General features: G+C 67.3%; 33 protein-coding genes and 2 pseudogenes. 12 read left to right on the plus strand and 23 right to left on the minus strand.

Features of this window, described 5'->3' with window-relative positions:
- Window positions 1-123: 123 nt before the first annotated feature.
- Window positions 124-1,332, plus strand: coding sequence for an ABC transporter substrate-binding protein (locus OG331_RS00705; protein ID WP_406190540.1), 1,209 nt, complete (start codon window positions 124-126; stop codon window positions 1,330-1,332).
- Between the two features lie 270 nt (window positions 1,333-1,602).
- Here the strand turns inward: OG331_RS00705 and OG331_RS00710 are convergent, their stop codons facing one another.
- The gene (locus OG331_RS00710) at window positions 1,603-1,863 is read right to left on the minus strand and encodes a hypothetical protein (protein WP_406190542.1); all 261 of its coding nucleotides are present in this window, start codon (window positions 1,861-1,863) and stop codon (window positions 1,603-1,605) included.
- Window positions 1,860-2,165, minus strand: a complete 306-nt coding sequence (locus OG331_RS00715) for a DUF6247 family protein (protein ID WP_406190545.1) — start codon at window positions 2,163-2,165, stop codon at window positions 1,860-1,862. The genes OG331_RS00710 and OG331_RS00715 overlap by 4 nt, the downstream gene beginning before the upstream one ends.
- A gap of 306 nt (window positions 2,166-2,471) precedes the next feature.
- Between OG331_RS00715 and OG331_RS00720 the strand changes: the two genes are divergently transcribed.
- The 4 genes from OG331_RS00720 (at window position 2,472) to OG331_RS00735 (ending at window position 6,970) form a co-directional block, all read left to right on the plus strand.
- The gene (locus tag OG331_RS00720; RefSeq protein WP_406190548.1) at window positions 2,472-2,732 is read left to right on the plus strand and encodes a type II toxin-antitoxin system Phd/YefM family antitoxin; all 261 of its coding nucleotides are present in this window, start codon (window positions 2,472-2,474) and stop codon (window positions 2,730-2,732) included.
- Window positions 2,729-2,974, plus strand: a complete 246-nt coding sequence (locus OG331_RS00725; protein WP_406190551.1) for a type II toxin-antitoxin system RelE/ParE family toxin — start codon at window positions 2,729-2,731, stop codon at window positions 2,972-2,974. Before OG331_RS00720 ends, OG331_RS00725 begins: the two co-directional genes overlap by 4 nt.
- A 224-nt stretch (window positions 2,975-3,198) precedes the next feature.
- Window positions 3,199-3,789 carry a hypothetical protein gene (locus OG331_RS00730; RefSeq protein ID WP_406190555.1) on the plus strand — a complete coding sequence of 197 codons (591 nt, stop codon included), beginning with the start codon at window positions 3,199-3,201 and terminating at the stop codon, window positions 3,787-3,789.
- 274 nt (window positions 3,790-4,063) lie between these two features.
- Window positions 4,064-6,970 (plus strand): AAA family ATPase, encoded by a 2,907-nt coding sequence (locus OG331_RS00735; RefSeq protein ID WP_406190558.1) that lies wholly within the window; start codon window positions 4,064-4,066, stop codon window positions 6,968-6,970.
- Window positions 6,971-7,417: 447 nt separating this feature from the next.
- Here the strand turns inward: OG331_RS00735 and OG331_RS00740 are convergent, their stop codons facing one another.
- The gene (locus OG331_RS00740) at window positions 7,418-7,861 is read right to left on the minus strand and encodes an IS3 family transposase (RefSeq protein ID WP_406209548.1); all 444 of its coding nucleotides are present in this window, start codon (window positions 7,859-7,861) and stop codon (window positions 7,418-7,420) included.
- A gap of 63 nt (window positions 7,862-7,924) precedes the next feature.
- Here OG331_RS00740 and OG331_RS00745 point away from each other — a divergent pair.
- Window positions 7,925-8,623 (plus strand): annotated as a pseudogene (locus OG331_RS00745) (transposase); the annotation flags it as partial.
- A gap of 124 nt (window positions 8,624-8,747) precedes the next feature.
- Here the strand turns inward: OG331_RS00745 and OG331_RS00750 are convergent.
- Window positions 8,748-9,128 (minus strand): toxin Doc, encoded by a 381-nt coding sequence (locus OG331_RS00750; protein ID WP_406190561.1) that lies wholly within the window; start codon window positions 9,126-9,128, stop codon window positions 8,748-8,750.
- A gap of 3 nt (window positions 9,129-9,131) precedes the next feature.
- Window positions 9,132-9,383, minus strand: a complete 252-nt coding sequence (locus tag OG331_RS00755; protein ID WP_406190563.1) for an antitoxin MazE7 — start codon at window positions 9,381-9,383, stop codon at window positions 9,132-9,134.
- A 268-nt stretch (window positions 9,384-9,651) separates the two neighbouring features.
- Between OG331_RS00755 and OG331_RS00760 the strand changes: the two genes are divergently transcribed.
- From OG331_RS00760 to OG331_RS00770, 3 genes are all read left to right on the plus strand, one after another.
- The gene (locus tag OG331_RS00760) at window positions 9,652-9,900 is read left to right on the plus strand and encodes a hypothetical protein (RefSeq protein WP_406190566.1); all 249 of its coding nucleotides are present in this window, start codon (window positions 9,652-9,654) and stop codon (window positions 9,898-9,900) included.
- On the plus strand, window positions 9,897-10,298 hold the full coding sequence (locus OG331_RS00765) for a DNA-binding protein (protein ID WP_406190568.1): 402 nt from the start codon (window positions 9,897-9,899) through the stop codon (window positions 10,296-10,298). The genes OG331_RS00760 and OG331_RS00765 overlap by 4 nt, the downstream gene beginning before the upstream one ends.
- 494 nt (window positions 10,299-10,792) lie before the next feature.
- The gene (locus OG331_RS00770) at window positions 10,793-11,107 is read left to right on the plus strand and encodes a helix-turn-helix domain-containing protein (protein WP_406209551.1); all 315 of its coding nucleotides are present in this window, start codon (window positions 10,793-10,795) and stop codon (window positions 11,105-11,107) included.
- 651 nt (window positions 11,108-11,758) lie between these two features.
- Here OG331_RS00770 and OG331_RS00775 read toward each other — a convergent pair.
- The 7 genes and pseudogenes from OG331_RS00775 to OG331_RS00805 all read right to left on the minus strand — a co-directional run.
- A pseudogene (locus OG331_RS00775) lies at window positions 11,759-12,025 on the minus strand (replication-relaxation family protein); the annotation flags it as partial.
- A gap of 160 nt (window positions 12,026-12,185) precedes the next feature.
- Window positions 12,186-12,722: a Uma2 family endonuclease gene (locus OG331_RS00780; RefSeq protein ID WP_406190571.1), complete on the minus strand. Its 537-nt coding sequence runs from the start codon at window positions 12,720-12,722 to the stop codon at window positions 12,186-12,188.
- A gap of 5 nt (window positions 12,723-12,727) precedes the next feature.
- Window positions 12,728-13,156, minus strand: a complete 429-nt coding sequence (locus OG331_RS00785; protein WP_406190574.1) for a hypothetical protein — start codon at window positions 13,154-13,156, stop codon at window positions 12,728-12,730.
- A gap of 119 nt (window positions 13,157-13,275) precedes the next feature.
- Window positions 13,276-13,479, minus strand: coding sequence for a hypothetical protein (locus OG331_RS00790; protein ID WP_406190577.1), 204 nt, complete (start codon window positions 13,477-13,479; stop codon window positions 13,276-13,278).
- Between the two features lie 66 nt (window positions 13,480-13,545).
- On the minus strand, window positions 13,546-14,781 hold the full coding sequence (locus OG331_RS00795) for a TniQ family protein (RefSeq protein WP_406190580.1): 1,236 nt from the start codon (window positions 14,779-14,781) through the stop codon (window positions 13,546-13,548).
- 9 nt (window positions 14,782-14,790) lie between these two features.
- Window positions 14,791-15,816, minus strand: a complete 1,026-nt coding sequence (locus OG331_RS00800; RefSeq protein WP_406190582.1) for a TniB family NTP-binding protein — start codon at window positions 15,814-15,816, stop codon at window positions 14,791-14,793.
- On the minus strand, window positions 15,810-16,475 hold the full coding sequence (locus tag OG331_RS00805; protein WP_406190585.1) for a Mu transposase C-terminal domain-containing protein: 666 nt from the start codon (window positions 16,473-16,475) through the stop codon (window positions 15,810-15,812). The genes OG331_RS00800 and OG331_RS00805 overlap by 7 nt, the downstream gene beginning before the upstream one ends.
- 206 nt (window positions 16,476-16,681) lie before the next feature.
- Between OG331_RS00805 and OG331_RS00810 the strand changes: the two genes are divergently transcribed.
- Complete coding sequence (locus OG331_RS00810) at window positions 16,682-17,902, plus strand: ISAs1 family transposase (RefSeq protein WP_406190588.1); 1,221 nt, start codon at window positions 16,682-16,684, stop codon at window positions 17,900-17,902.
- A gap of 60 nt (window positions 17,903-17,962) precedes the next feature.
- Here OG331_RS00810 and OG331_RS00815 read toward each other — a convergent pair whose 3' ends face one another.
- The 3 genes from OG331_RS00815 to OG331_RS00825 form a co-directional block, all read right to left on the minus strand.
- Window positions 17,963-18,238 carry an IS3 family transposase gene (locus OG331_RS00815; RefSeq protein ID WP_406190590.1) on the minus strand — a complete coding sequence of 92 codons (276 nt, stop codon included), beginning with the start codon at window positions 18,236-18,238 and terminating at the stop codon, window positions 17,963-17,965.
- A gap of 26 nt (window positions 18,239-18,264) precedes the next feature.
- A complete protein-coding gene (locus OG331_RS00820) occupies window positions 18,265-18,555 on the minus strand; it encodes a transposase (RefSeq protein WP_406190594.1) in 291 nt (96 codons plus the stop codon).
- A 155-nt stretch (window positions 18,556-18,710) separates the two neighbouring features.
- Window positions 18,711-19,160 carry a hypothetical protein gene (locus OG331_RS00825; protein WP_406190597.1) on the minus strand — a complete coding sequence of 150 codons (450 nt, stop codon included), beginning with the start codon at window positions 19,158-19,160 and terminating at the stop codon, window positions 18,711-18,713.
- Window positions 19,161-19,336: 176 nt separating this feature from the next.
- Between OG331_RS00825 and OG331_RS00830 the strand changes: the two genes are divergently transcribed.
- Window positions 19,337-20,545, plus strand: a complete 1,209-nt coding sequence (locus tag OG331_RS00830; RefSeq protein ID WP_406190599.1) for an ISAs1 family transposase — start codon at window positions 19,337-19,339, stop codon at window positions 20,543-20,545.
- Here the strand turns inward: OG331_RS00830 and OG331_RS00835 are convergent.
- From OG331_RS00835 to OG331_RS00855, 5 genes are all read right to left on the minus strand, one after another.
- Window positions 20,514-21,275 (minus strand): transposase, encoded by a 762-nt coding sequence (locus tag OG331_RS00835; RefSeq protein WP_406190602.1) that lies wholly within the window; start codon window positions 21,273-21,275, stop codon window positions 20,514-20,516. The two genes, OG331_RS00830 and OG331_RS00835, sit on opposite strands and share 32 nt — an antisense overlap.
- Window positions 21,232-21,918, minus strand: coding sequence for an IS630 family transposase (locus tag OG331_RS00840; RefSeq protein ID WP_406209554.1), 687 nt, complete (start codon window positions 21,916-21,918; stop codon window positions 21,232-21,234). Before OG331_RS00840 ends, OG331_RS00835 begins: the two co-directional genes overlap by 44 nt.
- A complete protein-coding gene (locus OG331_RS00845; protein ID WP_406190605.1) occupies window positions 21,903-22,679 on the minus strand; it encodes a helix-turn-helix domain-containing protein in 777 nt (258 codons plus the stop codon). Before OG331_RS00845 ends, OG331_RS00840 begins: the two co-directional genes overlap by 16 nt.
- Before the next feature lie 156 nt (window positions 22,680-22,835).
- On the minus strand, window positions 22,836-23,120 hold the full coding sequence (locus OG331_RS00850; RefSeq protein WP_406190608.1) for a hypothetical protein: 285 nt from the start codon (window positions 23,118-23,120) through the stop codon (window positions 22,836-22,838).
- Between the two features lie 50 nt (window positions 23,121-23,170).
- Window positions 23,171-23,548, minus strand: a complete 378-nt coding sequence (locus tag OG331_RS00855; protein WP_406190611.1) for a helix-turn-helix domain-containing protein — start codon at window positions 23,546-23,548, stop codon at window positions 23,171-23,173.
- Between the two features lie 269 nt (window positions 23,549-23,817).
- Between OG331_RS00855 and OG331_RS00860 the strand changes: the two genes are divergently transcribed.
- Window positions 23,818-24,951, plus strand: coding sequence for an IS630 family transposase (locus OG331_RS00860; RefSeq protein WP_406190614.1), 1,134 nt, complete (start codon window positions 23,818-23,820; stop codon window positions 24,949-24,951).
- Between the two features lie 513 nt (window positions 24,952-25,464).
- Here OG331_RS00860 and OG331_RS00865 read toward each other — a convergent pair.
- The 3 genes from OG331_RS00865 to OG331_RS00875 all read right to left on the minus strand — a co-directional run bounded on the left by OG331_RS00865 (window position 25,465) and on the right by OG331_RS00875 (window position 26,806).
- On the minus strand, window positions 25,465-25,947 hold the full coding sequence (locus OG331_RS00865; RefSeq protein ID WP_406190617.1) for a GNAT family N-acetyltransferase: 483 nt from the start codon (window positions 25,945-25,947) through the stop codon (window positions 25,465-25,467).
- 239 nt (window positions 25,948-26,186) lie between these two features.
- Window positions 26,187-26,423, minus strand: a complete 237-nt coding sequence (locus OG331_RS00870; protein WP_406190620.1) for a three-helix bundle dimerization domain-containing protein — start codon at window positions 26,421-26,423, stop codon at window positions 26,187-26,189.
- Entirely contained in the window at window positions 26,417-26,806 is a 390-nt protein-coding gene (locus OG331_RS00875) for a luciferase family protein (protein WP_406190623.1), read from the minus strand. Before OG331_RS00875 ends, OG331_RS00870 begins: the two co-directional genes overlap by 7 nt.
- Window positions 26,807-26,843: the final 37 nt, after the last annotated feature.

Here is a 26,843-nt window from a genome sequence, read left to right on the forward strand (position 1 = left end):
GCGATGGCAGGGCCGAGAGCTCCCTTGCGCAGGACCGGGAGATCCGTGCATAGAGCATTGATCGCGATCATGGCTGCGCTTGCTCTCTCTACGGCCGGCTGCGGATCCGGGAACGATGAGCCCGTGCCCGGGGTGACCGACAGGACGATCACGATCGGAAGCCACCACAACCTGACCGGTCCGGGTTCCCCCGGCGACGACCTGGATGCACTGGCCTCCAGGGCGTACTTCGACTATGTCAACGACCGCGGGGGCGTGAACGGCCGTCAGATCATTTACATCGAGAAGGACGTCTCGAACGACCCTGCCAATGCCGTCACAGCGGTACGCGATCTGGTCGAGGAAGAAGAGGTATTCGCGATCTTCAATGGATCCTCCACCCGCATTCACCAGGCGGTGGTCGGTTACCTGAATGCCAATAAAGTCCCGGATCTCTTCCCGGACAGCGGCTGCCCGTGCTGGAACGACCCTGCCCGGCTGCCGTACACGTTCGGCTGGCAACCGGACTTCCGCCGCGAGGGAAAGATTCTCGGATCCTACGCCACCAAGAATTTCCCCAACAAGAAGATCGCCTACTTCTATCAGGACGATGGCTACGGCAGGAGCGGTGTCGCGGGGCTGGACACCGTCATCCCACCGTCCCAGGTCGTCACTCGCCAGACCTACCAGCGGGACTACGAGGACGTCACCCGGCAGGCCCGGGCCATCGTCCAGGCCAAAGCCGACGTGATCGTGGCCTATTCGCTTCCGTCCTACACCGCCCTACTGCTGCGGGCTCAGGAGCAGCTGGGAAGCAAAACGCAGCTTATCGTCAACAGCACGAGTTCCGATCCGGCGACGCTGTCCCGCTTCCTGGCCCCCTCGCAGCCGCAGAACGGAGGGCGAAAGAGTGCCGGAGCGTTGATCGAGGGGATTGTCACCAACACCTACCTGACGCCGATCGCCGATACGTCCAACAGCTGGGTCCGGCTGCTGAAGAGGATTCGCGACCAATACCTTCCAAATGAACCGGTGTCCCGGGACATGGAAAAGGGCGTCGCGACCGCCTACTCCTTCGTCCAGGCTCTGCAGCAAGCCGGAAGGAACCTGACACGGGAGTCTTTGGTCGCCGCCATCGAGCGGGGCGGACTGTCCCCCGGGTTCGGACTGACCCCCCTCAGCTACAGTCGCACCGACCATGGTGGCTATACCGGAACCCAGATCGCCACCATCCGGAACGGCGTGCTGGTCCCGCAGGGCCAGCCGCTGGTCACCGACGACGCCGACGGGCCCATCGTGCCGTACACCCGCCCACAGGCCCCGGCCCCAGCCAGCGGCATCCCGACGCCCTGAGAGTGCGGAACGTGAGGTCTGGTCCGTTTCGTGGTTGAGGTCGGGGAAGGCTTGCTGGTCGCGGGTGGGGAGGTGGCCCTCAGGTGTTGGGGCGGTTCGGCCCCGTGGCGGGTGAGGGCACCTGTCACCCAACCCAACCGGTGGCCAACTCGAAGAAGCTCATTCGGAGCTGCCGAGGAAGCCTCAGCCCTGACCAGCGGATCGACTGGATGGTCTCCTAAAAGCGAAAGCGTGTTGCCATGCCGAGGGGTGAGCGTTGTCGCTGGGTGCCTACCCGAGCCAGACGATGTCGATGACGTACAGGCGTCCGGCGGGGCGATTGATCCAGTACACGGCGGTGATCTGTCCGACCGAGGCGGAGCGCACGTCCTCGCCCTCGGGATCGCGGGCGTTGAAGGGCGGGAACGACCACGGGTCGCGGCCGGCGATGTCCAGGACGTCGCGCACCATCTCGCAGGCGTGCTCGGGCAGGTCGTCCAGGACGGTCAGGGCCTTGGGCGACAGGCGGGCGGGCCAGGGCACATCGCTCACGGGCGGGGCCCGAGGACGTCGGCCAGGGCGACGCCGTCGGAGTCGTCGCAGCCGCCGGCGAGGAAGGCGTCCACCGCCGGGGCGGCAGCAAGGCGGGCCTGCCAGGTTCGAACGACGTCATGGAGCGGGCTGAGGCTGAAGCTGTGCCGCGCATCGTCCAACGCGCGTGCCCAGTCCTGTTCGAAGGCAGGCACCCAGGTGTCGGCACGGCGGTCGGCTCGCAGCTGCGCGAGCAGCTGCGCGGCCGCGGTGGGAGACGGCGGGGCCGGCGGTGCGGGGGCTTCCTCGGGCTGCGCACTCATCGGCACCTCCTGACGGGTCGTATCGCCACCGTACGCGCGGTCTGGGGCGGTGGGGACGGACATACGGAGATCCCTTCCCTTGCCGGCGGAGGTCAGTCGACGCCGTAGTCGGTACTCCCTGAACTCAGAAACGCTGCTGCCGTACACAAGCGGCCCCGGTCCACCGGAGCCGCGCACGCCACGACAGGATCCGGCCCGCGGAAGCCCCGAAGCGGCTGCTGGGGCAGTTGCGGCCCGCAACGCTGTAGAAACACCACGGCCGACGATGCCATGACAAAGGGTGCACACTTTCGTAAGCTAGTGTGCATGACGGAGACGACGTATTCGATCGTGGAAGCCCGCGCCCGGCTGGGCGCCATCGCGCGCGAGGTCAGCGCCACCCGTGAGCCGGTCGCCATCACCGACCACGGGCAGACCGTCGCCATACTGGTCAGCCCCGCCGACGCCCTGGAGCTGCAGGAACTGCGAGCGCTGGCTGCCTACCGCGGACGCCAGGCCCGCGGGGAGAACGCCGGCATCCCCCATGACGAGGCGTACCGCCGTGTGTTCGGCGGAGCTGGGGTATGAGCTATGAGGTCATCTGGGAGCCGGAGGCCCTTGCGCAGGCAGAGCGGTTGGCCAAGGACGACCCTGACGGCGTCCGGCAGGTGTTCACCGCCGTCGACCGGCTCGCCGACAACCCCCGCCCCGAGGGCGCGTTCGGCAGCGCCGACCTGCTGCGCATCCATGTCGCTGCCTACCGGGTGATGTACGAGATCAGCGACCAGCAGATCCGCGTCAGCGTCATCCATCTCGGACGCGTGCGCTGACCGACCCTCAAAACATGGGAAATTGTTCCGCCCGAGGAGCCCGAGATCCGGGCGGCTGACCAATGGCCTCGTGAGCGCCCTGGCAGCTCAGGTCGGTGACGGTGGGGGTCGTCAGCAGAAGCCAAGACGAATCCGCAGTAGCCCGCCACCCGCACCAGATGGGGCGGGTGGCCGGAGCAGGCCGTCGGGCGCAGGCTGGGAGTGTGCTTCCTGCGCTGGCGCCCATGCTTGCGATGATCGGTCCAGCCCCGGGACCGGAGATCGAGGGGGAGTATGCGTACGAGACGCTCTGGAACGGGATGCGGGTCATCGCCCACCTGCCCGGGGACGGGACCATGCGGCTGCTGTCCCAGGCCGGGCTGGACGTCACCGCCCAGTACCCCGAACTGCAGGCGCTGCCCGTTGGGCTGCCCGGGCCCGAGGCGGTGCTCGACGGGGAGATCATCACCTTGGACGGTGAGGGCCGGCCGTCAGTGGAGCGCCTGCAGCAGCGCATGAGCCTGCACCATCCGCAGGCGGTCGATCATGCTGCAGAGGACCTGCCGGTCCAGTTGATGCTGTACGACATCCTCTACCTCGGCGAGCCGGTCGTGCAGCTGCCTTACACTGCCCGCCGCGACCTTCTTGACGACCTCGCTCTGGCTTGCCCCAGCATTAGTGTGCCCGCGGCCTGGCCTGCGCCTGCCGGGCAGGCTCTTGAGCAGACCCGCCTTGAGGGATTCGACGGCGTCGTCGCCAAGCGTCTGTCCAGCCCGTACCTACCCGGGCGTCGCACGCGTGACTGGATCAAAATCAAGCATCTGGCGCGAAGGTGACCGCCAGGCCGTGCCGGTGCGATGTCGTCCCAGGTGAGAGGCCGAGACCTGGCCCTTGTCGGGCTGACAATCGAGAGCGACGGTCCAGGGCGAGGGCAAAGCTGAAGGCCCACGTACAACACATGCACGTGATGGCGTTGCCCGCCGCCCAGGGGTAGAGGCCGATCGCCGGCGAGACAGCATCGACGTGTTCGGCTACGGCCGGGCCGAGGCCCTTCTCGCTCCGGGGGGATACGCTCGAATCACGGCGTATGGCGGAAGCCGGTGACCGGTCATGGATTCCGATCCGCGTGATGTGGTTGCTTCGATGGCGGCGAGTGCGGGGGCGCCAGAAGTTGTGCCGGGGGCGGTGTGGGAGGAGAGTTTCGCGGGCCGGTCACCGGAGCTTGCGGCGATCGGGCGATGCCGGGCCGAGGCGGCGGCGGGGACGCCGTGGGTGGTGGTGGTCGAGGGCGAGCCGGGAATCGGGAAGACGGCCCTTGCCCAGCGTGCGCTGGCGGGGCGGGACGGGCTCCGCGTGTGCTGGTGTACGTGCGACCGTTCCGAGCAGGAGTACCCCTATGGGGTGGTGGACCAGCTTCTGCATCGACTGCCTCGCACGGCGTCCGGCGACGCCCGGGAACCGGTTCGTGCACCGGCACCCACGTCTTCCCCGTTGGCTGTGGGCGCGGACGTGCTGACGGTCCTGGCCGCTGCCGCCGAGAGCGGCCCGCTGGCCGTGGTGATCGACGACATTCCCTGGGCGGACGACGAGTCCCTCAAAGCGCTGTCGTTCGTGCTGCGCCGCCTGTACACCGAGCCCGTCCTGACGGTCCTCACCGCCCGCATCCAGGACACCGAGACCTCTGACGGCGTGGCGGTCGCGGCGGGAGATTGGCACACGGTTGTCCGGGGTGCGGCCCGGGTGCTGCCGCTGAAGCTGACGGGCCTGAGCGTGGTGGAGACCGCGCAGATGGCGGTCGCCGCCGGTGCGGGGACGCTGAGCCGCCAGGCGGTTGACCGCCTGTGGGAGCATACTGCCGGGCATCCGCTGTATCTGTGGTCGCTGCTCGCCGAGGTCGGCCCCGGGGCGCTGGCCGACCCGGCTCGTCCGCTGCCGGTGCCGTCCACCCTCGACGCCCTGGTCCGCCACACCCTGGGACATCTCCCAGATGACGCCCGTCGGCTGGTCGAGGCTCTCGCCGTGCTGGACACTGCTACCCCGCTGACCACCGCCGCCCAGCTGGGCGGCCTCACCGATGGCACCCCCGCACTCCAGGCGGCCCTGGCCAGCCGCCTGGTCCAGTGGGAGCCGGGCGATCCCACCACGCCGCTGCGTATGCACCACCAGCTCCAGCGCGACGCCATCTACCAGGCCATCGCCCCCGTCCGCCGCAAGGAACTGCACGCCGCCGCCGCTGGCCTGGTCGGCCCGGACCGGGCCTGGGACCACCAGGTGATCGCGGCCGCTGGCCCTGACCCCGAACTGGCGGGCCGGCTGGCCGCCGAGGCCACCCGACAGGCAGGAGAGGGCCGTCACCACCGCGCGGCCACCCTCGAGCTGTGGGCCGCCAACCTTGCCCCAACCCGCGAACAGCACGAACACCACCTGATCACCGCCGCCACCCACCTCCTCGCCGGCTGGGCCATCGCCCGCGCCCGTACCCTGCACCCGGCCCTCGAACACTGCGCCCCCAGCCCGGCCCGCGACACCGCCCTCGGCTCCCTGGCCGGCCTCGGCGGCGACCTCGGCGCCGCCGAGCGGCTCCTCGCGCCCCTCATGGCATCGGACCGCGACCCGGCCGCCCGCCTGAGGGCCGCCACCTGGCTCGGCGTCATGCACCTCCTGCGGGCCGACGGCCCCCGGGCGGTTGCCGTCCTGCGCCCGGTCGTGGACCGCATGCCGCCGGGTCCGGCGATCCACGAAGTCTACGGCGACCTCGCGTGGGCGGTCGGCTTTGCCGACGCGGCCCCGGCCGGGCTGGTGGTGATGACCGAGACCGGCATGCCCGAGCACGCCGAACGGGTCGCCCATCAAGACAGCTTTCTGCTGCACCACCGGGGCGGTTTGCGGGTGTGGGCCGGAGAGCTCGGGGCCGGAATCGACGACCTGGCTGCCCTTATCACTCGCCAGCAAGCCGACGGCGATATCGCCAGTGTGCCGGCCCTCCATTACTTGCTCGGTTTCGGCCGCTACCTCACCGGCCACTGGCCAGACGCCGCCATCAGCGCCGGCCACGCCCTGCTGGTCGCCGACACCCTGGCACTGCCCTACGGCCTAGCAGCCGGCCACACAGTCGCCGCCATGGTGCATGCACAGCAGGGTCACCGCGAGCAGGCCGGAACCGACTTGGCTGCCTGCCGCGAGGCGGCCGCCTTCTTCCCGGAGTTCAACTGCCTCTTCCCGGTTGCGGCCGCGGCGGTACTGGCACAGGCCCTCGGCGACTGGCCAGGCATGCGCGAGGCTCTCCGGCCGCTTGACCACCCCAAGGCCATCACCCCAGGAGTGCGCATCCTCCTGCCGGTGTTGTGGGCACCGCTGTACATCGAGGCGCTTACCGCCGCCGACCACCAGCCCCCGCCCGAGGACCTCCGGCACGCCGAGGAGGCCCTGCACGTGCTCGACCGGCTCGCCGACCGTGCGCCCGCGCTGGGCGCGACCAGCCACTGGCTGCACGGCAAGCTCGCCGCCGCCCACGGTGACACCCAAACCGCCCAGGCCCACTACCGCACGGGGCTGGGCGTTCCCGCCCGTGACGGCGACGACATCCCCCTGCACCGAGGCTTCCTCCACCACGACCTCGCCCGCCTTCTCCTGGCCACCGGTAGCGCCGACGACCGCGAGGAGGCCGTCCGGCACCTCGGGCAGGCCGACCACGTCTACACCGCCCTCGGCGCCACCCCCCACGCCCAGCGCGCCGCCCACGACCTCACCCGCCTCCGCCCCTCCGGCACCGCCGCACCGGCCGATGCACCGGATGCGGCCAAGGCGCTCACCGAACGCGAACACGCCGTCGCCCACCTCGCCACCCGGGGCCTGACCAACCAGGAGATCGCCCGCGAACTCTTCGTCAGCCCCAAGACCGTCGAGTACCACCTCGGCAACGTCTACACCAAGCTCCGCCTCACCGGCCGCCGCCAGCTCCGCCACGCCCTACAGCCCACCGCGGACGCACCGGACTGGAAGGTGCCGGCCCTCTGAACCGGGCGCAAGCCGACAGCCGCCATCCCGCGAAGTTCAACAGCCACGCTGCGTATGCGTTCTGTGCCGTCGTTCTGAGCGGAGCGGGACTCGCTCGGGCTTGTCTTCTGCATTCGGAGGCTGGCTGGTTGACCTCAAGGACGAGCTGGGCGACAGCCGTCCCTGGCTCAGCAGGGCCGCCGCCCGCACCGCGATCTTCGAGTGGATCGAAGGCCCAGCCGCTGACACAAGAGCGAGACACTCGGCTGTCGCTCTCGCGTCGGGCCCTGGGGCAAGCTGATCCCCCGGGGCCCATCGAAGCCAAGCGCGAGGACAAACCCCTGCCCACGATGCCCGAGCCAGAGGAAGCGGGCGGCAAGGTGTTCGACCTCATGGCCGCCCTCAACGAGTCCGTGGCCAAAGCGAAGGCCTCCCGCGGCGAAAGCTCGCCCGAAGTGCACGAGCAACCTAAAAGGAAGACCACTGGCAAGAAGGCGACGTTGAAGAAGCAGCCCGCCAAGAAGACGGTGGCGAAGAAGGCGTCGGGGCGTCGACCGCGGAGCGCCTGAAGCGGCTCCGTACGACGCAGGACATGCGAGGCCCGGCCTGCGCAAGCAGAGCTTCCCCCGTTGCTCGGGAGGTGTTGGTCAGCTGGGGTTGATGGGTGTTCAGGTTCGTCCGTTCGGCTGCTGCCTGTTCGGCGTAGTGCTTCTCCTCGTACTCGATGGGGCTGAGGTAGCCGAGCCGTTTCTGGATGCGTCGGGGGTTGTGTAAGCCGTCGAGGTATTCGAACAGTGCGAGGTTCGCCTCGGCCCGGGTGGCAAAGACGCGGCCGCGGATGCACTCGGTTTTGATCGTTGACCACAGGTTCTCGGCGAGGGCGTTGTCGTAGCTGTCGCCGACCGACCCCATGGACGCTTCAACGCCTGCCCTGACCAGTCGTGTTGTCAGTTTCACGGATGTGAACTGCCCGGCATCATCCTTGCCAAGGCGCCAACACCGGCGGAAGGCTCGCGGCTGTCTCTGAGCCAGCTGCGCTCCGCCCTCAAACGCGCCGGCCGCGTCCGCGGCCTTGAGGAAGAAGCTGCCCGTCTGCGTGGTGTCTTGCGGGCCGAGTACGCCCACCAGCCCGCGGCTGTCGAGAACGCCTTCGGCAGGCAACTTCTCGCTCTGCTGAAGCAGTTCGAGGCAGCCTGCCAGGCCAGTGACGACCTTGCCGAAGCAGTTGATGCCAACTTTCACAAGCATCCCGATGCCGAAATACTCCTGAGCTTCCCAGGGCTCGGTGTCCAGCTCGCCGCACGTGTTCTCGCCGAGACCGGCGACGACCGCAACCGCTTCTGCGACGCCCGCGGACTGAAGGCATACGCCGGATCCGCACCGATCACCCGCGCCTCCGGCAAGAAACACCACGTGGGACGCCGCATGGTCAAGAACAACCGACTCCACCACGCCGGCTATCTGTGGGCTTTCTCCTCCCTGCGCTCATCTCCTGGAGCTCAGGCCCACTACCGTCACCGACGCGACGTCGGCGACTGGCATGCACAAGCTCAGCGACACCTGTTCAATCGCCTGCTCGGACAGCTGTTCCACTGCCTCCAAAAGCGAGTGCTCTTCGACGAGGAACGTGCCTTCAACTTTCCAGTGCCCTCGTCAACGGCAGCTGCCGCTTGACTTCTTCAGATCCCGAGATGTCTATCGGGAGGACCATCTGACCCGCTGTCACCTTCCGCCGCATCTCGGGGGAACCTCACTCGGCGGCCGGGCCTCGCGTTGTCTGCTGTCAGGCTGGTTCAGTTCACCCGGCGATGCGCCAGGAGCGCAGACGGTCGGCGATGTCGTAGACGGAGAGCCGCAGCGCGCGGATGTCGGTGATCAAGTCCCGCCACGGCTCGAAGGAGTCGTCGATCTCCTCGCCAGAGGCGCGGATGTACGCCACCGCCACGCCATACGCGAAGTACGCGTTGCGGGCTGGCAACGGGCGCAGCAGGAGCAGTTGTTCCAGCAGGGCGGCGGCCCGCCAGTAGGCGTCGGGCTCGCCCGCCTCCAGTTGTGGTGTGTTCACCCGGTGCCGGGCGACGGCGGCTACCAGGGCCGAATAGTCTCGGACCCCGAGGTCCTTGCCGAGTAGTTCTTCCTGTCGGTCAAGGAGCCATCGGATGTCGATGTGCAATTCCAAGGGTCAGGCCGCCCGCCCCGCGTGGTTTCGCCGGGCTGGGGCGTCGTCGGGGAAGGCCGCGTCGAACGCCTCGGCCAGACCGGGCCGGTCGATGAGCTCGCGGAACACGGCCGTCGCCTTGCTCAGCTTGATCTGGTTTTCTTCCTCTTTAGCCAGCTGGGCCAGGTAGGCGCGCACGCTCTGTCCGCGGGCTGCGGCGACCGCAGCGAAACGGTCCCTGGTCTCCGAGTCGACCTTCACTGTGGTGTCAGCCATACGCCGAGTATGCACCCATGGGTACCTTCGCGAATACCTATCGCGGGACTCGACCACTTCCGATCACCGTCCGTCGTCGATGAACTCCGGAGAGAGGTCATTGCGTACCCGTCGAACGCGCGGACGACGCCACCCCTCCCCCGAAGACACCAACCCGAAGAACATCCCAGACCGCCGGACAAGGTGACAGTGCCGAGCCGCAATGCATCACGCAGTCGTCCGGCAATAGCCTGTGTTCGAAGGCGCATACCTCGGTATGCTTGCTGTCATGGCTGACACTAAGCGGATCACGGTGACGCTCCCTGCCGAGCAGGCGGCGGAGCTGAAGAAACTCACTGACAACGTCTCCGGCTACGTGGCCGAGGCAGTGGCCCGACAGATCCGGCACCAGCTCCTCGGGGCCGACCTGCGCAGCCACACAGACGAGCACGGGGCCTTCACCGAGGAGGAGCTGAGCGAGGCGCGGGCACGGATCTTCGGCACGGCACAGGCCGCGGGCGGTGCGAGCACGGCGTGAGCTGGCACATCGAGACGGTCGTCCTGGACAGCGAAGGACTGTCGGCCTGGGTCGCCCAGGACCGGAAGACTCTGGCAATGTTCCAGGTGTTCCACGAGATGGGCGCCGATCTCGTCGTCGGCGCCAACACCATCGTGGAGTCGAGCCACTCCCGGGTGAACTTGCCCCGGCTGCGATGGGCACTCTCCCGGGTCAAGGTGGAGCCGGTCACAGAGGGAGCGGCCAAAGCGGCAGCACAGCTGCTCAAGGCCGCTGGTCTGCACGGCCACAAATACGCGATCGACGCCACCGTGGCGGAAGCGGCCCTGCGCCAGCCAGGCCCGGTCGCCATACTCACGCCGGACACCGATGACATGACTCGGCTGTGCGGCAGCAAGGTCCAGATGATCAGGCTCTGACCTGTCCTGGCGGCGCTGGCCAGGTCACCCTGACTGCCGCGGTCTCCGGCCCGGCCAGCCTTGCCCGGACTCGACGTGGCAGTCTGGCCATGTCCACGGCGGGTACCGGCGACGGTCGGCCGACCTGGCGGTCGCTGGGCGGAAGGTCGTGATCGACCTGTCGGTGCGGCCGTCCTGTGCCAGGCGGCGCCGTGCGCACGCCGTACATTCGTCGAGCAGACAGACGGGTGTAGATAGCCACTCAACATGCTGATGTGCGGGCAGTGTTGTGCCATTGGTGATGGTGATGGCGAAGTGGTGGGTGCAGGAGGATTGATCTTCGGGGTGCTGGGCACCGTGATCATGTCCTGAACAAGGCCACGGCCCTCCCGCTGGTTTGCAGGCGTCCGGGAGGGCCGTGTGAGCGCCAACGGAGGGCGCTTTGATCACGGTGGAGGTGACGGCGGCGGCTGTCGAACAGCGGCTGGTGGCAGGTGAGTTGTCGTGCCCGGATTGTGGCGGGGTGCTGGCCCGGGAAGCCGGTCAAGATCACGCGCGGGACGGTGGACCGCTGGCTCAAGCTCTGGCGGGAGGGCGGCTTCGACGCTTTGCTGCCGCCCACCCGCCAGGTCACTCCGCGCATGCCGGAGGAGGTCCTGGGCCTGGCCACGGGTTCTCCAGGGCCTTCAGGTCGTGGGCGGTTAGAGCCCTTCTCGAAACCGATGACCTTGAAGCGGTCTCTTGATCGGCTTGCGGGTGGGTGCGGCGGGGCAGATTCGGCGTCGTTCGTGTCCCCGGCCGACTGGGAGTTCAACTCGTGTCGCACCTGACCCGTGACAAGATCGTTGATGAGTGGCTTGCCGAGGCCGAGCTGGTGGTGCGGGCCGCACAGGAGGTCGTCGAGGCGGCCGAGCTGGAACTTCGGTTGGCGCGGGAGCGGCTGATGCCTCTGCAGGCGGCGCGGGAGGTCGCGGCACAGGCCGACGCTGTGGTGCGGGAGCATGCCGGCGAGGCATCGCAGAGCACAACATTACCGGCGCGGACGGAGCAGGCGCCGGTCCCAGAGTGGCGTCCGGAGATCGACCTCGCGCAGCTGCCGCGGGATTATCCGCAGATCGCGAGCGTGATGAGGGACGCTGGGCCGGAGGGGATCCGGGCGGTCGAGGTGCACCGGCGCCTGGGGCCGTCCTGCTGCAGCCGGGGCAGCGTGGTGAACAGGACCGGAGCGCGTCGGCGCAGCTGTAGTAGCCGTCCCGCTCGCTGGACAGGGAGGGGGCCATGTTCTCGTAAGTGCCGGCCCACACGTCCCGGGTGAGGTCGAGGATGCGGTTCATACGGTTCTCAGGGCCTGCTCGCCGGTGCGGACGCCGGGGTTGAAGACGAGGGCCACCGGCGGGTGGCCCTCGCGCCCTGTCGGGCGGGTACAGCGTTCGCCACACTGGCACGTCCCGCCCCTGGGAGCCTTTCGCCGTCAGCCGGAAGTAGCGGCGGTAGCGGTCGAACTTGGCAGCCACCGTCTCAGGCGATTCGGTGCAGTTGTCGACCTCCAACAGCAGCACCGGCGCCCCGGCCTCTGGCGCATGCAGGACAGCGTCGGCCCGCTGGCGGTTGTATGGCCGCAGGAGTGCGATCCGTCCGCCGGAAGACTTGCGTTCACGACCGCCTGGCGGCGGCTGACCGACCTCCCAGCCACCACCTGACGCACCAGAACCCACCCCCGACGAGAACTGGGAGGAGAGGCGCACCACCCTGGGAGGCGCAGCGTCACGCGACGGCCCGCCCTCGAACGGCAGAGGACATTACGGGCGAACCGCCGAGACGAAAAACGACAAGCCCCAGCTGACGGATCGAGGTCAACACCGCCCGCAACCAGTGAACCCAGGCCTGGGTCTGTGCGGTCAACTTAACTTAAATTGACACACCCCGCGTAGGGAAGGTGCTGGTGTCGATCTTCACACGCTCACCGGTGGCCAAGGTAAGAGTTACCGACTCTCCATACGGGGTCTCCACGACTGACCCGTATCCGGAGGCGTGCGGCTCTGACATCAGCGTGACGACCTTTTTAAACGGGTCGGCGATCATGTAGAAGTCGATCCCATAGCGGCCGTACTTCCGCACGTTCCGAACGTAGTCCTTCTCATCCTCGGGCTCGGATGGAACCTCGGCCACCATGAGCACATCGATACAGGAGTAGCTGTTCCTGCGGCGCTCGGCGTCAAAACCGATGACCGTCAGATCCGGCGCCGCATCGTTCTCCCCGGGAAAGGTGACGAGGACATCTCCGAAGACACGCTCGCGGGCGATACCGGCAGCCGTGACGGCACTCTCGACGTCCCTGACGGTCCAATGTTGCTCCGGGCTCTGCGGAGTCATGATCACTCTCCCATCAAACACCTCGACCTTGTAACCCTCGGGGACGCCGCCCCGTTCGATCAGCTCGCTCATGACAGTCACCGCAGCTCACCTCCTGTGGGCATTATGCCAATCCCTGAGATGGGCTGCCCCTGTCTGCCCGGCCCGGCCGACATCACTTCACCACCCGTACCGAGGCCCGACTGAGAACCCTTCGCGAATCCGATGATCGGGAAGTGACTTCTTGATCGTTTTGTGCGGAATCGGTCGGCCGAGGCAGGTTGGAGGTGTCCGTTTCCTCTTGACGTGCTGGGAGTTCGCCTCGTGTCGCAGTTGACCCGTGACAAGGTCGTCGAGGAGTGGATCGCCGAGGCGGAGCAGGCCGTGCGGGCCGCGCGGAGCCAGCCGATGCGCTCCTTGCCGGGGTCCTTGTCCAGGTCGGTGACCGGCGGTCGGGGCACCTGGTCGAGCAGGTCGAAGAAGCTCGGGTTGTGCTGGCCGTTGATGGGCTTGTCGTCGGACTGCATGGCGGGGTGTCTCCCTCGCTCGGGCGGGTGTGGTGGGCGGTGGTGCGCAGGCCGGACGGCCTGGCCCGCACCCGACCGCGAGGGTTCGGGTGCGAGGCAGGTGGTCCGGAGCAGGAGAGTTAGAGGCCGCGGGCGTCGGCGAGGCCGGCGGCCTGGTCGACCATGCGGAGCGGGACACGGCCGGAGCCGTGCGCGTCGTTGAAGGACGGCACGGAGTCGACGTCGGCGCCGAAGCGTCGGCGGATCGCGTCCAGGAGCACGGCGGCCGCGTCGGCTTCCAGGCCACTGTCGCCGCGAGCCTCGGCTCGAATGGCTCCGAGCATGCAGCGGGCGCCGTCCTCGTCGACCAGAGCGTCCTTGCATCAGCCGCCGGCGACTTGTGTCCTGTGTCACCGAGTCGTCCCTGACGCGGTCGCTCTGACCTGCGGCGAGGAATCTTGAGTGGCGAAGTGGCCGTGAACCGCGGGTTCCATCGTTCGGAGATGCGGAGAGTCTTCGCCAGTGGATCTTGCTGGATCGTGAGGATGCTTGGCGAGTACTGCTGCGGCGAGTTCGATGGCGTCGGGGTAGATCGCGGCGTGTGAGTAGGTGTCGAGTTCGGTCGGGATGCCGCGGTGGTGATTGTGGGTCTGCAGTGCGAGGAGCCGGTATTTCCAGTGGTGCGGGACGGCGGCTGGGGAGGCCGGCCAGGGCGGGACGGCTTCGACCGCAGTTTGGTGGGCGAGGGTGAGTTGCTGGGGTGTGAAGCGGCGTAGGAGTCGGTTCGCCCGGCGTTGGGCGGTGGTGATCTCAGGGCATATGGAGAGGTCGAGGTGGGGTTCTCCGAGATCGCTGAGCCAGATTCCGTGCTGTGTGCAGACCTTGTGGTGAATCGGGAGGTGGACGGGGACGGGCTGGCGGATGCCGAGGCGGGCAGTGCACCGGTGGCAGGCGGTCGTGGCCCGGACAGGGCTTTCGTCGGTGCCGAAGGCGGGGAGCGCGTGGGCAAGGCTGGCGGAAGTGGTGCTGGTGAGGTGAGCGAGTTCGTGCAGGGCCTGGGTGGCTGCGGGGGCGAGCATGTGGTGCTGGGCTCGGTCGTCGATGTTGTTGGTCTTCGTGGCGAACCAGGTGGGCAGTACTGCCAGTACCTCGGTGACGGTGAGGTGGTTGGCCTGGGCGATCCGGGCCAGGTAGGAGTTGAGGGTTTCTCCTGCGATCGGGGCGACTGGCTGTGGCAGCACCGGTGTCCGCTCGTGCCTGCGGGCGAGTGTGCGGGACATCTCGGATGGGACCGGGGGATCCTCCTCCTGTGAGTTGGTCTTGCGGCGGTCGGCCAGGACCAGCAGGCGGCGGTCCAGTTCGCGGTAGAGGGTTGCCCGGCTTCCCTGGAAGCCGAGGTCGGCTACTTCTTTGAACAGGACACTGGTCCGCAGGTGCGGATCCTCGGTGAGTCGCTGGCGGCAGTAGCTGGCGAGGGGTTCGGTGAGCAGGCTTGGCCGTGGGGCCCGAGTCCCGGGCGTTCTGCGGCCGTTGATGTAGTCGCGGATGGTTTGGTGGCTGTGGCCGATGTGGTCAGCGATGGCCTGCACTGGCCATCCGGCTGCGTGCAGGGTGAGGATCTTCTCGGCTCGTTCTCGGGGCAGCATGGGTGTCGATCACGCGGCGGGTGGCCGCGGGGACTGGGAAGTGAAGTCGGCGTCGACGGCGTCGAGGGCCTTCTTGGTGATCTTCTCGGTGCCGTCCAGGACGGCGCTGATGGCCGCGCCGCGGATCAACCAGAGCAGGCTTCCGATCATCCCGTGGGTGCGCTGGTGCAGGTAGCGGTCGAGTCTGGTGAGGGCGCCGGGCCGGTGGCGGTGGAGCCTAAGACTGTCCTCCAGGGCTGCGATCAGCGCGGTCCACTGCTGGTTCTGGCCGAACGGTCCGGTGCGGACCATCCCGAACCGGCCGGCGATCTGTTCTCCGCGGGCGCCGGAGAGCAGTCCGGTGCGTTCCAGGCTGATTCCGGCGTAGACGAAGGTGGCCGGGATGCGTTCGGAGAAGTACTTCAGGGTGTCGGAGGCTTCGGCGCCGGCGCGTGTGGCGGTGTTGAGGTTGTGGAGTTCGTCGACCGCAACGATGGTTACGTGGGCGTCCGTACTGACGCCGCAGACTGCGTCGGCGATGTCGGTGATGTTGCTTCTGGTGGAGATCGGCAGGTCGAAGAACCGGGCGAACTCCATGGCGATCATCTTGGGGGTGGCGGCGGGTGGGACGGTGATGTAGATGACCGGGATGTCGCTGGAGGAGTTCGGGTGCCGCCGTCGGTGGATCACCTCGACGGTCTTGCCGAGTTGGGTGAGCGCGGTGGTCTTGCCGGTTCTGGCGGGGCCGGACACCATCAGGCCGCATCGTCCGTAGTGGGCGTTCTTGTTCATCTGGATCAGGCTGCGGCCCGAGGTGATGACCTGGCGGATCGTGGGAGTCTGGACCACCAGCAACTGTGAATGGTGGTCGATGCGGTCATCGTCGTAGCAGACTCGTTTGTCGTCCGCGAGAGCCGACCAGACCGCCTCGGGCAGCAGCTCCGGCACTGCGGGTATCTCGGTGACGAACCCGCGCCACCCCGGCAGGGTGGTCAGCTGCAGATGTCCGTACCCATCTGCGGGATCCCCACCCCGCCCCGGCCCCTGACTCACCACCGCTTGTCCGCTTCGGTGAACGGGTCGAAGATCGGCATCGGTATCACCTTGGCGATGTTCTCCGCGGGAACGTCGTCGGCCTGGCCCGTTTCTCTGTCGGCAACCCGGTCGGCAGGGGGTGCCTCGGGCGCGATCGGGGTGGATGGCGGACTGGATTTGGTGCGGGCGGCGACACGCCGGTCCCGGCGGCTGAGTCCGGCTCTGCTGCCTGTGTCACCGCGGTCAGCGGGTCCCTGATGGGCGCGTCGCAGCAGGTCGGCGACGGCATCGGCGAGTTGCTCCTCGCTCGCTCCGGGCAGGGTGTGGCGGGTGTGGTCCCAGGCCAGTTCGCCGAACGGGGCGGCGACGCGGTGCAGTTGTTTCCAGAACAGGGTGATCCAGCCGCCCCTGCCATGGTCACGGACCCAGATGCGGGACACGTCGTAGGGGTCGTAGTGGATCTCCCACAGATCCTTGCGATCCTTGACGCCCGACCGCTGCTGCCGCAGCGGGTTGAGGGCCTGGTCGTCGTAGGTCCGGTGTTTGATCTTCACGCCGTAGGCGTTGATCGCCCGCCAGGTCGCGGGCAGCAGCTCGATGTAGTCATCAGCCGACAATGCGACCGGGACATAACCGGCCGTCTCGACGAGTGAGGGGCCTCGTGTTTTCCGGACAGGCATCTGACTATTGACTCACGCGACGATTCGCAACTTCTGGTACGCGGCGTGGACTTCGCCAGGGCGGCTTCAAGTTCCATGCTCGCGGCAGTTGTTGCGTGAGGGGTAGATAGCAGTGCAGGCACGGGCTTCGTGATCATTGTGGTGTCTTACGCCCGATGATCATGAGGTGGCCCGTGCCTGCCGCTGTATCTTCACCGATCCCTGCCGTGCTGGGGAATCTGGGGTCGCTGGACGTCGGCCAGGTCGCCGACCTGCGTCCCTACTTCGACTCCATCCCCGACCCACGCTCGCGGCGGGGCCGGTGGTACTCGCTGACGTCGATCCTGCTGGTGTGTGCCTGCGCGGTCGTCTCGGGAGCGAAGAGCATCGACGAGCTCGCCGAATGGGGTGCGAGGGCCTCGGGCAGGCTACTGGCGGCCCTGGGTATCCGCCGTCATCTGCTCGGGTGGCGGCGCACCCCCTCGCCCGTGACGATCGGGCGCGCGCTGGGCGCCGTGGACGGTGATGCCCTGGACCGGGCGGTGGGCGCCTACCTGACCGACCGGCACCACGCCGTCACCGGCACCGCGACCAGGGCCACGGGGCAGCCGGCGGCACCCGCGCCCGGGCGGCTGCGCGTCCTTGCCCTTGACGGCAAAGCGCTCAAGGGTTCGGCCCGTCTCACCTCGGCACGCCGGCACCTGCTGTCGGTGGTCACCCACGGCCCAGTCGTGACCCTCGGCCAGGTGGAGGTCGGCGCGAAGACGAACGAGACCACCCACTTCCGCCCGCTGCTGGAGCCGCTGGACCTGGCCGGCACTGTCGTCACCTTCGACGCGCTGCACTCGGTCAAGGCGAACGTCTCCTGGCTTGTCGAGACGAAGAAAGCGCACTACATCGCCGTGATCAAGACCAACCAGCCGACCGCCCACCGCCGGCTGGCGGCCCTGCCCTGGCGGGACATCGCCGTCCAGCACACCGCCTCCGGGACCGGGCACGGCCGGCGGGAGTCCCGCTCGATCAAAACCTGCGGAATCGCCGACGAACTCGGCGGAATCCCGTTTCCCCACGCCCGCCTGGCCATCCGCATCCACCGCCGCCGCAAGCTCACCGGCCGGCGCGAGAGTCGTGAGAGCGTCTACGCCGTGACCAGCCTGGACGCCCACCAGGCCTGCCCGGCCGACCTGGCCGCCGCGATTCGCGGGCACTGGGGAGTGGAGAACTCCTCGCACCACATCAGAGACGTCACCTTCGCCGAGGACGCCTCCACCGTCCACACCGGGACCGCGCCCCGGGCCATGGCGACCTTCCGCAACCTCGCCATCGGCGTGCTGAAGGTCCTCGGAGCCAACAACATCGCCAAGACCACCCGGGCCATCCGCGACGAACCCGAACGAGCACTCCCGATCCTGGGCATCATCAACAACCGCGACACCTACGGAACTTGATCAAGCCCTGGGACTTCGCGGGGAGGACGGTAACCCACCGCCGAGTGAAGGCGTTTGTGATTAGGGCTCAAGTCCCAGCTCCCGCATGAGCCGGCGGACCAGCTCCGGGCCCGCGGCGTGGCCCCAGCGATGGAGCTGGGCGTGGATGCGCCGATAGCCGTAGGTGCTGTCGGAATCGTCGAATGCTTTCTTGATCAGCAGTTTCAACTCCTCGCGTCGCTGCGCCGTCGCGGATTTCGGGCGGCCCCGCCAGTCGTAGTAGCCAGATGTGGATACGCCGAGTCGTTCGCACATGAACTCGACGGGATATGCGTACTCCGTTGTGTCGAGTCGCATCTCATCGATGAACTCGTACTTGCTCGCTACCGGGGATCCTTCGCGAAGTACGCTGCGGCTTTTTTCAGGAACGCATTCTCCATCTCGACTTCACGGATACGGCGTTCAAGTTCCTTCAGGCGAGCGCGTTCATCGTGGGACAGCTCGGTACCGGCAGGAGGTTCGTTCCGTTCCTTATGCTTCTTCACCCAGCCCCGGAGGGTTTCGGGGTTCATACCGAGTTCACGGCCGACCTCGGTTACGGTCTTGCTGGAAGCCAGCGCGATCCGGACGGCTTCCTCACGGAACTCAGGCGTGTACTTGCTCGGTGGTGCCACTTCGATTCCTCGTTTCCAGTTCAGACGATCCTATTGGACGCCTGTCCGGAAACTTCGGGGCATCCCAGGTGTGGGTGTTGAGGTTGTCCATCACCAGGACCACGGTTTCGGCGTCGGGGTAGTCCACGGTCAGTCACGGCAGCTGTAGTTCTTGATCACGGCTGGTCGTGGCAGCGGTGTCGTTGCTGGTGGCAGGCGGTTGCGACGGCTTGGTGACGGCGCCTCCAGGCGATCCAGCGCAGGACATGATCACGGTCGCGGGCGGCTGGGGGCAGCACGATGGCCCGCAGGAGACGGATGAGCTCGGGACAGGTCAGCGGGACGAGTCCGGGTTGCCGCTCGGAGCCCTCATGGATGGCTGCGGCCGTGAGAGCGAGGACGACGGCGGCGAACAGGGAGAACAGTGACCAGCGCATCCAGGAGTTCCAGCAGGTCACCTGACCCTGGTCGAGCCCGGTGAAGCCCTTTGTAAGCTGGAACGTTTCCTCGATCCGCCACCTGCGCGAGATCACTTCCATCAGTGTGGCGAGGGCGACGTCGCCGGGTGCCCAGCAGCGGAAGTAGGACACCTCGCCGGTGTAGCGGTGCCGCCGCGCGACCAGCACGCTCGTCCCCGCCCCGGCCAGGGCGGTTGCAAGTTCCGGGGTTGTGAGGCTGGTTGGGTTGTGACCGGTTGGGGTGCATAGCAGAGCAGGCACGGGCTTCGTGATCATTGTGGTGTCTAAGCCCGATGATCATGAGGTGGCCCGTGCCTGTCGCTGTATCTTCTCCCATTCCCGCCGTGCTGGTGAAGCTGGGTCCGCTGGATGCCGGCCGGGTCGCTGATCTGCGCCCCTACTTCGATTCGGTCCCCGACCCGCGCTCGCGGCGGGGCCGGTGGTACTCGCTGACAGCGATCCTGCTGGTGTGTGCCTGCGCGGTCGTCTCGGGAGCCAGGAGCATCGACGAACTCGCCGAGTGGGGCCAGCGTGCTTCGAACGCACTCCTGGCAGTCATCGGAATGCGCCGCCACCTGCTCAGATGGCGGACCACTCCGTCACCGGCCACGATCGGCCGTGTGCTGGGGGCTGTTGACGGTGACGCCCTGGACCGGGCAGTGGGCGCCTACCTCGCCGACCGGCATCGCGCTGCAACCGAGCCCGCCCAGACGCCGTCGCCGTCCGCGTCCGGGCGGCCGCGCGTGATCGCTGTCGACGGCAAAGCACTCAAGGGATCAGCCCGTCTCACCGCGACGCGCCGGCATCTGCTCTCCGCGGTCACGCACGGCACCGTCGTGACCCTCGCTCAGGTGGAGGTCGGTGCGAAGACGAACGAAACCACACACTTCCAACCGCTCCTGGCACGGCTGGACCTGGCCGGCGCCGTCGTCACCTTCGACGCCCTGCACTCGGTCAAGGCGAACATCTCCTGGCTGGTCGAGGCCAAGAAGGCCCACTACATCGCCGTGATCAAGACCAACCAGCCCACCGCCCACAGCCGGCTCGCTGCCCTGCCGTGGCGGGACATCGCCGTCCAGCACACCGCCTCCGGGACCGGACACGGACGCCGGGAGTCCCGCTCGATCAAAACCTGCGGAATCGCCGACGAACTCGGCGGAATCCCGTTTCCCCACGCCCGCCTGGCCATCCGCATCCACCGCCGCCGCAAGCTCACCGGCCGGCGCGAGACCCGTCAGAGTGTCTACGCCGTCACCAGCCTCGACGCCCACCAAGCCGGGCCCGCCGACCTGGCCACCGCGATCCGCGGGCACTGGGGAGTGGAGAACTCCTCGCACCACATCAGGGACGTCACCCTCGCCGAGGACGCCTCCACCGTCCACGCCGGCACCGCACCACGAGCCATGGCGACCCTCCGCAACCTCGCCATCGGCGTGCTGAAAACCCTCGGAGCCGACAACATCGCCAAGACCACCCGGGCCATCCGCGACGAACCCCAACGAGCACTCCCCATCCTGGGCATCACCAACGATCCGGACACCTACGGAACTTGATCAAGCCCTGCGCCCCGGCCGCGTTCTCGTTCTCGTTCTCGTTCTCGTTCTCGTTCTCGTTCTCGTTCTCGTTCTCGTTCTCGTTCTCGTTCTCGTTCTCGTCGGGAGTGTCGTCGGGGCGGACGTCGAGCCAGGCCCAGTCGTACTCGCGGGTGCCCTTGGTGCCGTGTCCGGTCTGCCGGCGCATCCACTGCTCGGGACGCACCTTGTTGATCAGTTTGCGGGCCTCCCACCGGCGGCCGCCCCCGTCGGTGACCTGGTACGTAGCGGCGATGCCGACCGTGTAGCCCAGACCCAGTGAGCGTATGCCCCGGCGCAGTTCACGCCCGCAGTACACCTCGTCGCCCGCGAACCAGCGTGCCTCGATCCCCGTGGCGAGTGCGCCGGTGACCATGGACAGCGCCTGCTGCGGCTTCGTCGCGAACCCGACCTCCTCCGGCACCCCGGCGACCTCGCGGCGTTCCTCGTCCGCGGCCCAGTCCGCCGGGAGATACAGGGCCCGGTCGATGATCACCTTCGTGGTCGCGGAGACCGCCGCCAGATGCACCGCCACCTGACACAGACCGACACCGCCGATCGCACCCGAGTACTGCCGTCCGGCTCCCACACACTCCGTCGAGGACTTCGCATCGCCCGTCTCGTCCACCACCAACACCACGTCCTGCCCGGCGAGTAGACTGTCGTGGCTAATTCTTGGGATAAAGGTGGCGCAGTTTGATGCGTGCGTCATGGGTGGTGAACTGCCAGTCCACTTGGCGTTGGTGGATGTTGGTGGCGTTCTGCCAGGCCGAGAGTTCGGTGTTGAGTGTGTCGAGGTCGCCGATCCGGCGGTCGAGGCATTGCCGGGTCAGCGCGGAGAGTTCGATCTCGGCGATGTTGAGCCAGGAGCCGTGCTTGGGCGTGTGGTGGATCTCGAGGCGTTGAGCCAGGGCGAAGGCCTCTTCTGGTTCGAAGGCCTCGTACAGGGAGGCGATGGTGTGGGTGTTGAGGTTGTCCATCACCAGGACCACGGTTTCGGCGTCGGGGTGGTCCACGGTCAGTAGCTGTTTGACCTGGCCGGCCCAGTCGATCCGGGTCCGTCGGGACAGTGCCTGCGTGCGACGCCATCCGCGTAAGGGTTCGGTCCATACGAAGACGGAGCAGGTGCCGCAGCGGATGTACTCGCTGTCCTGGCACGCGTCGCGGCCGGGTCGGGCGGGGATTGGGCCGCGGACGTGGTCGAGGAGCTGGTAGGGCTTCTCGTCCATGCACACCACCGGACGCGCCGGGTCGTAGGGTCGGGCATAGACGGCGAGGACGTCTTCCATCCGGGCTGCGAACTGCGCGTTCGCTCGTGGTGGGATGGTCCAGCACTTCTTCAGGTGAGGGCGCAGTTCCGTTTTTTTAAGACCCGGCCGATGGTGGAGTGGTCCAGATCGGGGATGTCCTCAACCAGTGCGACGTGCTTCTCCAGTAGTCGCAGCGACCACCGCGCATAGCCTGAGGGCGGCTGGGAGCATGCCATCGCGATCAGCCGGGCTTCGACCTCGCCGGTCACCGGCGAGGGCACCGGCGGCAGGTCGCGTTTCTTCCGTGCGATCGTGGCGTGAACATCGCCACCGGTCTCGGCGAAACGCTTGGCGACCAGCCGCAACGTCTCACCACAGACGCCGAGCCGGGTCGCGATCGCCTCTTTGGAGTCCACCTCACCCACCGAGGTGTCCAGCGCGAGCAGCACCCGCGCACGCATGATCATCGAAGCTCCGCGAACACCCGTCGTGGTCACCCGGACCAATTCCTCACGGTCCTGCGTGGTCAGCCTGACCGGCCGCTTCTTCTGCGAACCCATAACAACAGCCCTGTCTGACAAGCGAGAAGGATCTGACAGATACCAGCCTCCCAGACATGACACAACTAAGCAGCGACGACCTACTAGTTCACCGGCCACCAGGCGGACGATCTCCTTCCCCGCCCGATCGTGATCGAACCGGGCACGGGACAACAGGTGCTGCAGCCGGTGAGGGCCCGGATGTCCCAACGCCTGCCCGAGCGTCCAGCAGTTCCGCGTGTCCACCTCCAGCAACAGTCCGGCGACCAACTCGGCGGCTGTCGCCCGCGTTTCACGCCGTGTGAAACAGCCCGCGACGGTTGCCATGACCCTCCCGAATGTCTCGCCCCACGTCTGCTCCGCTATCGTGGCCTCCGCGGCCACCGTGTCTTGATACGTCGTCACAAACGTTCATGATCGCGGTGGCCGTCCTCATGCCCGCACGCACCCCCGACAAGACACTGACCAGCCCAGACGCTGGAACTACAGCTGCCGTGTCAGTAGCTGTTTGACCTGGCCGGCCCAGTCGATCCGGGTCCGTCGGGACAGTGCCTGCGTGCGACGCCATCCGCGTAAGGGTTCGGTCCATACGAAGACGGAGCAGGTGCCACAGTGGATGTACTCGCTGTCCTGGCACGCGTCGCGGCCGGGTCGGGCGGGGATTGGGCCGCGGACGTGGTCGAGGAGCTGGTAGGGCTTTTCGTCCATGCACACCACCGGACGTGCCGGGTCGTAGGGTCGGGCATAGACGGCGAGGACGTCTTCCATCCGGGCTGCGAACTGTGCGTTCGCTCGTGGTGGGATGGTCCAGCACTTCTTCAGGTGAGGGCGCAGTTCCGTTTTTTTAGGATCCGGCCGATGGTGGAGTGGTCCAGATCGGGGATGTCCTCAACCAGTGCGACGTGCTTCTCCAGTAGTCGCAGCGACCACCGCGCATGGCCCGGGGGCGGCTGGGAGCATGCCATCGCGATCAGCCGGGCTTCGACCTCGCCGGTCACCGGCGAGGGCACCGGCGGCAGGTCGCGTTTCTTCCGTGCGACCGTGGCGTGAACATCGCCACCGGTCTCGGCGAAACGCTTGGCGACCAGCCGCAACGTCTCACCACAGACGCCGAGCCGGGTCGCGATCGCCTCTTTGGAGTCCACCTCACCCACCGAGGTGTCCAGCGCGAGCAGCACCCGCGCACGCATGATCATCGAAGCTCCGCGAACACCCGTCGTGGTCACCCGGACCAATTCCTCACGGTCCTGCGTGGTCAGCCTGACCGGCCGCTTCTTCTGCGAACCCATAACAACAGCCCTGTCTGACAAGCGAGAAGGATCTGACAGATACCAGCCTCCCAGACATGACACAACTAAGCAGCGACGACCTACTAGTGCCGCATCAGAGAACCTTTGCCCTGTGGTGATGTGACGCGCCGTTCGGATGCTGGTCCGGACGGCGCGGTGTCGGCCAAGCTGTCTGGGTGGCAGAACGAGTACGCGTCCGTGAGATCGATGACGACGAGGGGCAGCGCCTGCTGCGGATCATCCGTAGAGGCACGGGGTCGGTGGTGACCTGGCGGCGGGCCCAGATGGTGCTGCTGTCCGCGCAGGGCATGCCCGTGGTGAAGATCGCCGAGGTGACATTCACCAGCGCGGACCGAGTCCGGGACGTGATCCACAACTTCAACACCGACGGCTTCGACTCGCTCTACCCGAAGTACAAGGGCGGTCGGCCCAAGACCTTCACTCTCCCCGAACGCCGGGAGATCAAGAAGACCGCCAAGTCCAAGCCCGCCGAGCACGGCCTGCCGTTTTCGACCTGGAGCCTGGCCAAGCTGGCCGACTTCCTGGTCGCCGAGGGGGTGGTCGACGACATCAGCCACGAGGGCCTTCGGGTTCTGCTCCGTGAGGAGGGCGTCTCGTTTCAACGCATAAAGACCTGGAAGACCTCCCGCGACCCCGACTACGCCGCCAAGAAAGCGCGCGTCGAGCACCTCTACGCCATCGCCGACGGCGAGGTCATACCCGACGATGGCGAACCAGAAGTCGTCTTCTGCCTTGACGAGTTCGGCCCGCTCAACCTCCAGCCTCACCCCGGCCGGCAGTGGACCGAGCGCGGCGGGAAGCACAAGGACCCCGACCGGGAACCCCGCCCCCGCCGACGGGCCACCTACACCCGCCCGCACGGCGTCCGCCACCTCCTCGCCGCCTATGACCTGGCCCGGGACAGGCTCTACGGCCACATCAAGCCGAAGAAGAACCGGACGAGGTTCCTGGAGTTCTGCCGCTACCTGCGCAGCCTCTACCCGGCCGAGACCCGGATCGCGATCGTGCTCGACAACTTCTCCCCGCACCTGACCACCAAGAAGGACACCCGCGTCGGCGACTGGGCCACGGCCAACAACGTCGAATTCGCCTACACCCCGACCAACAGCTCCTGGCTCAACCGCATCGAGGCCCAGTTCACCGCCCTGCGCTACTTCGCACTCGACGGCACCGACCATGCCAGCCACAAGGAGCAGGGCAGCATGATCCGCCGCTACATCATCTGGCGGAACAAGCACGCCGCCGACGAACGCCTGCGCAAGGTAGTCAACAGGGCGAACGTTGCCTGATACGGCACTAGCGATGCCGATGAGCGCAGTTAGCACGGTACAGATGGCGATCCACGGAATGCGCCGCCACCAGCGCTTTGCCTGCTCCTCGTCCTGACCATCACCTTGATCACTCATCCTCTTCTCCCCCTCGACACCGGCATGGGCGGACGCATGGCGCCAACCGCTCCTCGTACCCCCGGCTCCCACATTGAAGGGGATCGCCAGGGCGCACAGGTATCGAATCCGGAAGATGGAGCTCAGGCAGACTCCTCCAGGAGGGCCGCGGCTGGACTACCGGCAGCGCGGGTCACCTTGGTGCGGAGCTTGACCGCGGAGCGCCGTCGTGGAGACACGCAAAGGGGGCGAGGAATCTGCCCGGCGCTCCACATGAGCCCGCCGCCGGCGGCAGTCCCCGCGCAGGCCGACGCTGTCGACCGGGCCGGGCCCGTGCCAGGTGCGTCCGGCACGGGCCCCGTCGATCGGTGAGAAGGGAAAGGACGGCGAAAGGGGGTGGGTACTTCAGAGTGCTGGTCACTGACCGGGGGGCGCCGTACCCGGACCGGTGAGTAGTTGCGGGAGGTCGATGCCGAAGAGGCCTGTGCCCGAAACTGGCTGGAATCCGTGCGCAGTAAAGAACGCAAGCCGTCCGCCCGAGTCCTCGCGTCGATCGTGCCAGAGCACCATGAAGCGACGACCGGCGCTGTATTCGTCGTGCGCGAAATGGCGAAGGAGGTCGCCTGCGATGCCCCGCCTGCGCATGGCAGGGTGGGTGAGGACGTAGTTGACCTGCGCCCATGGGGTCGGGAAGCCGGGCACCTCGGCGTCCGCCTCATAGCGCGCCGTGCCCTCAAGCCATCCCACGACACGTCCCTTGACCAGAGCCACGTACTGCGTGAACACCTGAAGACTGTTCTGCTGAAGTTCCTTGGCAAGCTGGGTCCAGTTTTCGGCGAGCAACAGCTCGTGAAGCTCCGCGCGGTGTGCGTCCGCCATGCGGACCACGTTGATCGACATGGCGGCAGGCTAAGACGCTTTCACCCAGGACACGCGCTCATAGCAACACCCCCGTACGCACCGTGACGAGATTCGACTACTACAGACGCGAGGGCCCGTGCCCCCGCCGAGGCGAAGGCCCTCTCCGGATGTGTCCTCGGCGTCTGCCCCGGAACCCGGCTCGCCCGGTTCCTTCGCCCTGCGTCATAGCCGGAATCCGTGACGCCTGGCGCGTCTCTGCGGAACCAGGGTTCACGACGCTACCCGCCCAAGCCATTCAAAATGGCACGCGCCCTGCGCTCGACCAACACAGGAACGAACTCACGCACCGGCCGACCCGCGAAATAGGCATGCTCCTTCGCTACTGCCTTTTCCACCTCGGCCGGACTGTATGACGCACTGAAGGCGTCCTTCAAACGCTTCACTACATGACGGATTGCGTCGTCCTCACGCGCCTGGTCAGCCATACTGCCACCCACCTGGAAGAGGCTCAGCACCCACTGCGATGATCATGCGCGAGCAACACCTGCTCGTTGCAATCGGCTCGCTGCAACTCACCCGGCGCCGGCCAAGCCTGGCGAGCCTGCAGGGCGAGACTAACCAGCGTCATCAGCACATCGCGATCCCCGGCAGCATCCAGCCGCACCGTCACCCACGCCGATGCCGACACCACCCGGACGGCCGCAGATTCGCTGAGGTGTTCTTCGAACCGCCGGATCACCCCCACCGTCAAGTGCAGGTCAGCCTCCCGTCCGGAATGAAAATGGACGATCTCCCGGTGGGCTGAGCCAAGCCCCCGCCCGATGCCGCAACTCGGCTCCACCTCAGCAAGATCGGGCCAACTCACCAGTTGCGCAAACGCCTGCGCGGCCAACGTCATACGTTCATAATCACCAGCACACGCCACATCCACCAGA

Origin of the sequence: Streptomyces sp. NBC_01017 (genome assembly GCF_045162795.1) — a bacterium.
Classification (GTDB): Bacteria; Actinomycetota; Actinomycetes; order Streptomycetales; family Streptomycetaceae; genus Streptomyces; species Streptomyces machairae.

Coding starts and splice junctions, on each gene's coding strand:
- OG331_RS00715 (WP_406190545.1), bottom strand. CDS start 2,165: ATGAGTGCGCAGCCCGAGGAAGCCCCCGCACCGCCGGCCCCGCCGTCT.
- OG331_RS00720 (WP_406190548.1), top strand. CDS start 2,472: ATGACGGAGACGACGTATTCGATCGTGGAAGCCCGCGCCCGGCTGGGC.
- OG331_RS00725 (WP_406190551.1), top strand. CDS start 2,729: ATGAGCTATGAGGTCATCTGGGAGCCGGAGGCCCTTGCGCAGGCAGAG.
- OG331_RS00730 (WP_406190555.1), top strand. CDS start 3,199: ATGCTTGCGATGATCGGTCCAGCCCCGGGACCGGAGATCGAGGGGGAG.
- OG331_RS00735 (WP_406190558.1), top strand. CDS start 4,064: ATGGATTCCGATCCGCGTGATGTGGTTGCTTCGATGGCGGCGAGTGCG.
- OG331_RS00740 (WP_406209548.1), bottom strand. CDS start 7,861: ATGGGGTCGGTCGGCGACAGCTACGACAACGCCCTCGCCGAGAACCTG.
- OG331_RS00755 (WP_406190563.1), bottom strand. CDS start 9,383: ATGGCTGACACCACAGTGAAGGTCGACTCGGAGACCAGGGACCGTTTC.
- OG331_RS00760 (WP_406190566.1), top strand. CDS start 9,652: ATGGCTGACACTAAGCGGATCACGGTGACGCTCCCTGCCGAGCAGGCG.
- OG331_RS00780 (WP_406190571.1), bottom strand. CDS start 12,722: ATGAGCGAGCTGATCGAACGGGGCGGCGTCCCCGAGGGTTACAAGGTC.
- OG331_RS00785 (WP_406190574.1), bottom strand. CDS start 13,156: ATGCAGTCCGACGACAAGCCCATCAACGGCCAGCACAACCCGAGCTTC.
- OG331_RS00790 (WP_406190577.1), bottom strand. CDS start 13,479: ATGCTCGGAGCCATTCGAGCCGAGGCTCGCGGCGACAGTGGCCTGGAA.
- OG331_RS00795 (WP_406190580.1), bottom strand. CDS start 14,781: ATGCTGCCCCGAGAACGAGCCGAGAAGATCCTCACCCTGCACGCAGCC.
- OG331_RS00805 (WP_406190585.1), bottom strand. CDS start 16,475: ATGCCTGTCCGGAAAACACGAGGCCCCTCACTCGTCGAGACGGCCGGT.
- OG331_RS00815 (WP_406190590.1), bottom strand. CDS start 18,238: ATGCGACTCGACACAACGGAGTACGCATATCCCGTCGAGTTCATGTGC.
- OG331_RS00835 (WP_406190602.1), bottom strand. CDS start 21,275: ATGACGCACGCATCAAACTGCGCCACCTTTATCCCAAGAATTAGCCAC.
- OG331_RS00845 (WP_406190605.1), bottom strand. CDS start 22,679: ATGGCAACCGTCGCGGGCTGTTTCACACGGCGTGAAACGCGGGCGACA.
- OG331_RS00850 (WP_406190608.1), bottom strand. CDS start 23,120: ATGGAAGACGTCCTCGCCGTCTATGCCCGACCCTACGACCCGGCACGT.
- OG331_RS00855 (WP_406190611.1), bottom strand. CDS start 23,548: ATGATCATGCGTGCGCGGGTGCTGCTCGCGCTGGACACCTCGGTGGGT.
- OG331_RS00865 (WP_406190617.1), bottom strand. CDS start 25,947: ATGTCGATCAACGTGGTCCGCATGGCGGACGCACACCGCGCGGAGCTT.
- OG331_RS00875 (WP_406190623.1), bottom strand. CDS start 26,806: ATGACGTTGGCCGCGCAGGCGTTTGCGCAACTGGTGAGTTGGCCCGAT.